A 6,823-nucleotide genomic window follows, 5' to 3' on the forward strand; every position below is an offset into this window, starting at 1 on the left:
AAGTGTAACTCAAACCAGCTTTCCGAATTTAATTTACTGCCTGCGTGAGATAAGACGGGTAGTGAATAACAAATTTGCTTGGTGACAATAGCATTGTGGTCCCACCTGATCCCATCCCGAACTCAGAAGTGAAACGCAATCGCGCCGATGGTAGTGTGGGGTCTCCCCATGTGAGAGTAGGTCATCGCCAAGCGCCTAATATTCTCGTGAAGAGAGCAGAAAGCCAGCTGAATAAGCTGGCTTTTTTGTTTTTCGCGTTTGCCATTTTTAGATTGTGATTTTGAAATCATTCATTCCAATTTTCAGCCTCTTTCACTCGCACATCCCTGATGTGCGCTAAATCGCGACTTGTAGCTTTATTTTCTTCACGTTACTGAGACATACCTGCCGATGGCAACTCTTGCTATTACTTCAGAGGTTACTTACCTTATGCAGTAATTTATTGGGGTAGCTAAGGATCTATGATGAAGTTAGAGATGATTTGTACTGGGGAAGAGGTACTGTCGGGTCAGATTGTTGATACTAACGCGGCCTGGTTTGCCAGCACTATGATGGAGCATGGCATTGAGATCCAACGACGAGTGACTGTAGGGGATCGCCTCGAGGACTTAATTGCGGTTTTCCAAGAACGTAGCTTGCATGTCGATGTCATCTTAGTAAATGGCGGCTTGGGGCCGACCAGTGATGATATGTCTGCCGAGGCAATGGCTAAGGCTAAGGGAGAGTCTCTGGTTGAGAATCGCGAATGGCGTCAGCATTTAGAAGATTGGTTTACGCGCAATAACCGTGAGATGCCAGTCAGTAATTTGAAGCAGGCGATGTTGCCTGAGTCTGCGGTGATGGTAGATAACCCCGTCGGCACGGCCTGTGGATTTAGAGTGAAGTTAAATCGAGCCTGGTTGTTTTTCACCCCTGGCGTGCCATTTGAACTCAAACATATGGTGAAGGAACAATTTATTCCTTTTATCCGTGAAGAGTTTGCCCTCGACGCTAAGGTGGCGCTGAAGAAGTTGCTGACCATAGGTCATGGCGAGTCTTCTCTTGCCGATAAGATTGAGCCATTGGAGTTGCCTGAGGGGATTACCATTGGTTATCGCTCCTCAATGCCACATATTGAGATTAAGATCTTTGCCCGCGGTGAGAAGGCGATTGCTTTGCTACCACGGGTGACTGGGCACATCAAAATGGTGCTGGGTACTGCGGTTGTCGCCGAAGATAAAGCGACGCTTGCCGAGGAGATCCATGCGAAGTTACTGAATTCTGGCTTGACCTTGAGTGTTGCCGAGTCTTGCACGGGGGGGATGATAACCAGTCAGTTAGTGGACTTCCCTGGCAGTTCTTCCTACTTACAACACGGTCTGGTGACTTACAGTAATGAGTCTAAGGTGCGAGTGTTAGGGGTTAATCCAGCGACGTTAGACGATCACGGCGCAGTGTCTATTCCCACGGTCGAAGAAATGGCCAAGGGTGCGCGTGCTATTTTAGATAGTGATTTTGCCTTAGCAACTAGTGGGATAGCGGGACCAGATGGCGGAACCGAAGAAAAGCCCGTCGGTACGGTCGCAATTGCCTTGGCAACCCGCAGTGGCGTCTACAGCCAAATGATAAAACTGCCGCGACGTTCGCGGGATTTAGTGCGTAGCTTAAGTGCAGCGGTGGCCTACGATATGTTAAGGCGTGAATTACTCACCGAAGCTGTGATTGTGGATTATCAGTCGATAGGGCGATTCAGCAAGTAACTCTTTGGATACTGAAGGGTTTTAGTCAGTCTAGATGGATTAACAAAAATGCTCCCGAGGGAGCATTTTTTATGGAGAATTATCAGTAACGCAATCCGCTATTTAGTGAATTTAAGGACTAATTTGCCAGGGACAACTTGAATGCTCTCGGTCATCTTTGCCATCAGTGCCTGATTGCTGTCTTTCGTATCGAGTACATACACGGGTTGATTCTCGAGGAAATGCCTTAAGTAGCCCATAACTTGTGGCGTAGCGCTACTGATGGCTTTCTCGATATCCTTAGGCGTTGACTCGACTTTCACCAATTCAAGCTGGCGTAGGTAGACGCTGTGGGTGGCACTATCATACCAAGGCTTGGCCTCAAAGGTGGTTGAGAGCTGCGCCTTTAAAGGATAAATAGGGTTAGTAATGGACACCTGTGTAGACGCACTTACGCTCATAGTATCAGGCTTTTCACCGAGTCTGACACTGATGTCGTTAATGCGCACTTGCGCGCCCACCAGTTGATTACCTTGTTTCACCTCAAAATGGATCTCTTTACTGAGATACTGCTCCATTTCATGCTCGCTGATACTGTACTGCGTGACGCAGCCGCTAAGCAGTACAGATAATCCCAAGCAAAGGCTAAGCGTGAGTTTTTTCATTAACCTGTGTTTCTCATGCCCGCCGCGACACCTGCAATCGTCAGCATTAAGGCGAGTTGCACGTGTTCGGAAGCGGGAGCTTCGGTTGTTTCCTTGCGGGTACGAGCCAATAACTCGGTCTGCAGGAAGTTTAATGGATCGATATAGGGATTGCGCAGTTTGACTGATTCGCGATTCCACGGTGTATGCGCCATTAAGGTATCCGATTTAGTCAGCTCCAGCACCACTTTAATGCCGAGATCTAAACGCTGGCGTAAAGTTTCGCCTAAGTGATGTAGATTGGTCGGTACTAAGCAGGTTTCATAGTAACGCGCCAAGTTAGGTTCTGCCTTGGCGTATACCATCTCCAGCATGGAAATCCGCGTGCTAAAGAAGGGCCATTCGCGCTCCATATCCTGTAGGAAGCCCATTTCGCCACGTTGGCAGGCAGCCTGTAATGCTTCACCAGCGCCGAGCCATGCTGGCAACATTAAGCGGTTTTGAGACCAAGCAAAAATCCAAGGAATGGCACGTAAGCTCTCGATACCGCCATCGACACGGCGTTTGGCTGGGCGACTGCCTAATGGTAGTTTGCCCAGTTCAACCTCCGGTGTGGCTGCACGGAAATAAGGCACAAAATCAGGCTCTTCACGGACAATACCGCGGTAAGCACTCACTGACTCCTCAGCAATTCGTTCCATACAATTGCGCCATTCCTGCTTAGGCTCGGGCGGTGGAAGCAAGGTCGCTTCTAACACTGCTGAGGTGTACAGGGCTAAGCTTTGCACCGCCAATTTAGGCAGACCGAACTTAAAGCGGATCATCTCACCTTGCTCGGTGACGCGAATACGACCATCAACTGAGCCGGGCGGTTGCGACAGAATCGCTTTGTGAGCTGGACCGCCGCCGCGACCAATACTGCCACCACGACCATGGAACAGCGTCAGCTTAACGCCAGCCTGTTTACAGACGGCGACTAACTGCTCCTGTGCGCGGTATTGCGCCCAAGCGGCTGCCATCACGCCTGCATCTTTGGCTGAGTCAGAGTAGCCGATCATCACCTCTTGCATACCTTTGGTGTAACCACGGTACCAGTCGATATCGAGCAGTGAGGTAATGCACTCGGCGGCGTTATTTAAGTCGCTTAAGGTTTCAAATAGCGGCACAACGCGCATTGGGTGAGTGCAGCCGGTTTCTTTGAGCAGTAATAATACGGTTAATACATCAGAAGGCTTGCTCGCCATCGAGATCACATAGGAACCCAAGGCCTTAGCAGGATGTTTAGCAATTAAGCGGCAAGTGTTAAGCACTTCGGCCACATCGGCAGAAGGTTGCCAGTTACTCGGGATCAGCGGGCGACGGTTACTGAGTTCACGCAGTAAGAAGGCTTGTTTTTCGGTTTCATCCCAATGGTTAAAGTCACCCATACCCAGATAACGAGTTAACTCGGCAAGTACATCGCAGTGACGGCCGGCGTCTTGGCGGATGTCGAGCCGTAACATATGGATGCCAAAACAAGCGAGACGACGCAGAATGTCGAGGAGTAAACCGTTAGCAATCAAACGCATGCCGCAGTCACATAAACTCTTATACAGCATCTCTAGTGGCGCTTTCAGATCGCTTTCTTGCCAAATTAGCGTTGATTTATCCACTTCAGGATTATGGCCCTCGATGCGGGCGTTTAAGTAGTCGATGGTGTCGCGCAGTTTTTGTCTTAGTGAGCGCAGCACAAAACGATAGGGTTCGCAGCTATTGTTGGTATACGCCATCAGCTCGCTGTTGGCTTCTTCCATCGATAACTCGCCAACTAGCAACACTATATCCTTGAGGAATAAGCGGGCGGCGGCATGGCGATTACGGTCTAACACTTCTTGGGTGACTTTAGCGGTCACAAAGGGGTTGCCGTCGCGATCGCCACCCATCCAGCTTGAGAAGCGTACTGGCGCGATATCGATAGGCAATTGCTGGCCGGTGCGATCTTGTACTTGATCGTTGAGCTGCCTTAAAAAGTCGGGGACAGCATGCCAGAGGGATTCTTCAATGGTGGATAATCCCCAGCGGGCTTCATCCACAGGCGTTGGGCGTTCACGGCGAATTTCATTGGTGTGCCAGATTTGGGCGATTAACTGGCGCAGACGCAGATTAATTTGGCGGCGCTCTCTGTCCGACAGTTGATTGTTTTCTTGCTCGGCGAGGCAATCCACAATCGCAGCATATTTTTGGATCAGTGTGCGGCGAGAGATTTCCGTTGGATGCGCGGTGAGGACTAAGTCGATATCCAGCGTCTTTAAGCAATCTAACATCTTGGTTTGATCTATACGGCCATTCAGCATGCGGCCAAGCAATTGTTCGACCGGATCCGGTACGCAAACCAGCTCATCGCAGTTACGGCTAATAGTATGAAATTGTTCGGATAAGTTTGCTAAGTTGAGGAATTGGTTAAAGGCTTTGGCAAAAGGCACTAACTCCTCATCGGGGAGTGCGGTGAGCAGTTCTAGCATTTGTTCCCGTGCCGCTTCGTCGCCACGGCGGGAATCTTTTGCGAGTTTACGAATTTGCTCAACCTTCTCGAGGAAAGAATCACCGAGGTGGGTACGCATCGTATCGCCCAGGATCTGCCCTAACATACTCACGTTCGATCTTAACGACGCATACATGTCGGTCACATTGTCTGCCACATTACCTGCCATAGTTACTCCGAATAGAAAAACATAAAAATCCGCAATATACCCAAACAACCTGTCGGTGATGAGAATCCTATCTTCAGGTCGCTTGGGTATATAGCCCGCTAGCACAATACCCACCACTGAGGGCAATGGTCAACAGCAGAACTTATAACTTATACGACTGGCTTATCTTATATGCAACTAATCACGATAATTGTTGAAGAATATTCAATATAAATGCGAGCTAACGCAATATTTTATTATGTTTAGCGGAAGTGAATATGAACTGCATCATTTTCGGTTTTGCGGGTATGTGTATTCGGTGTTAATAAAAAGGACTGATTTTTCAGTCTTTCATCCATAGATAACTGAGTTATTAAGCAGTTAGCGAAGTATTGTGTTATTTGCTAAGCGTGCTTGAACGCAGATAAAAGACAAAATTTAATAAAAATATATATTCACATATATTGCATAAATAGATCTTTGTGGTAGTCTAGTCAGCAGTTGAGATGAGTCACCCCTTGTGACCTGTAGAGTAAATATCATGATGTATAGCGTTAAGCCGTCAGTGAATAAAATAACAACCCATTACGATTTCCTACGACGATAGTCTTGTCATCATAGATATACGCTGGTGCGTGTACGCTATTCATCTATTCTTTAAGTCTCTTTGATTCGGTTTATAAAAATACATATGAAAAACATCGCCATTATCGGTGCCAGTGGTTACACAGGCGCACAACTAACAGCTTTAGTCCATGCGGAGTCTGAATTATCGATTCAAGGTCTGTATGTCTCTGAAAATAGTTTAGATAAAGGTAGAGCTTTAGCAGATTTGTACCCTGTATACAGCCACATTGACTTAGCTCTTTCACCACTGACTGAAGAAGCTAAGGCTAAGATCGTCGCCGAGGCGGATGCCGTGGTGTTAGCGACCGAGCATTCGGTGAGTTTGCATTTAGCGGCTTGGTTTTACAACCAAGGTTTAGCCGTGTTTGACTTAAGCGGTGCCTATCGTTTCAGCGATGTGGCGCAGTACCCTAAGTGGTACGGTTTTGAGCACGAATATCCCGAAGTGTTGGCCAAGGCAGTCTATGGTCTTGCCGAGTGGAATGCCAAAGAAGTCGCCGCCACTAAGATGATTGCCGTGCCAGGTTGTTACCCAACAGCATCATTAACGGCATTGAAACCATTAAAGAATTTACTGACCTCAGCCTATCCAGTGATCAATGCGGTCAGCGGTGTAACGGGTGCGGGTCGTAAGGCACAGTTGCATACCAGTTTTTGCGAAGTGAGCCTCACACCCTACGGCGTATTAGGCCACAGACATCAACCCGAAATTGCCACTCAACTGGGGCAAGAGGTGATCTTCACACCGCACCTTGGCAACTTCAAGCGCGGCATTTTAGCGACCATCACGGTACAGCTAAAACCAGGCACTACCACTGCCGATGTGGCTGCGGCATACAGTGTGTATGACCAAGCTCCGCTGGTAACGGTGAAACAGAACCAGTTCCCGAAGGTGGATGATGTGGTGCTGACTCCGAATTGCCACTTAGGTTGGAAGTTTGATGAGAACAGTGGCTACTTAGTGGTTGCCAGTGCCATCGACAATTTGATGAAAGGCGCGGCGAGCCAAGCCCTGCAATGCATAAAGATTCACTTTAACCTTTAACCGTTCATCCTTATTTAAGAGAGTCGTCAAGATGTCTACCAACAACTCAGTATTAGTTCTTAAAGTCGGCGGCGCCCTGCTGCAGTGTGAAATGGGGATGGCGCGTTTAATGGATACCGC

Annotated in this window: 4 protein-coding genes, 1 rRNA gene and 1 pseudogene; 4 read left to right on the top strand and 2 right to left on the bottom strand. The window is 48.3% G+C overall.

The features are described from left to right. The first annotated feature begins 77 nt into the window (after window positions 1-77). Both rrf and ACK5NH_RS13860 read left to right on the top strand, forming a co-directional pair. Window positions 78-193: ribosomal RNA gene (gene rrf / locus ACK5NH_RS13855) — 5S ribosomal RNA — on the top strand. Window positions 194-464: 271 nt separating this feature from the next. Then, window positions 465-1,739, top strand: coding sequence for a CinA family nicotinamide mononucleotide deamidase-related protein (locus ACK5NH_RS13860; protein WP_416920969.1), 1,275 nt, complete (start codon window positions 465-467; stop codon window positions 1,737-1,739). A 98-nt stretch (window positions 1,740-1,837) separates the two neighbouring features. On the opposite strand, the gene ACK5NH_RS13865 is transcribed toward ACK5NH_RS13860, so the two are convergent. Further along, complete coding sequence (locus ACK5NH_RS13865; protein WP_416920971.1) at window positions 1,838-2,383, bottom strand: DUF1439 domain-containing protein; 546 nt, start codon at window positions 2,381-2,383, stop codon at window positions 1,838-1,840. Beyond that, on the bottom strand, window positions 2,383-5,052 hold the full coding sequence (ppc, locus tag ACK5NH_RS13870; RefSeq protein WP_416920973.1) for a phosphoenolpyruvate carboxylase: 2,670 nt from the start codon (window positions 5,050-5,052) through the stop codon (window positions 2,383-2,385). Before ppc ends, ACK5NH_RS13865 begins: the two co-directional genes overlap by 1 nt. Window positions 5,053-5,722: 670 nt before the next feature. Here ppc and argC point away from each other — a divergent pair. Both argC and ACK5NH_RS13880 read left to right on the top strand, forming a co-directional pair. Then, on the top strand, window positions 5,723-6,703 hold the full coding sequence (argC, locus tag ACK5NH_RS13875; RefSeq protein WP_011624431.1) for an N-acetyl-gamma-glutamyl-phosphate reductase: 981 nt from the start codon (window positions 5,723-5,725) through the stop codon (window positions 6,701-6,703). Between the two features lie 31 nt (window positions 6,704-6,734). Further along, window positions 6,735-6,823, top strand: a pseudogene (locus ACK5NH_RS13880) (acetylglutamate kinase); the annotation flags it as partial.

It is taken from the genome of Shewanella sp., assembly GCF_047975355.1.
Classification (GTDB): Bacteria; Pseudomonadota; Gammaproteobacteria; order Enterobacterales; family Shewanellaceae; genus Shewanella.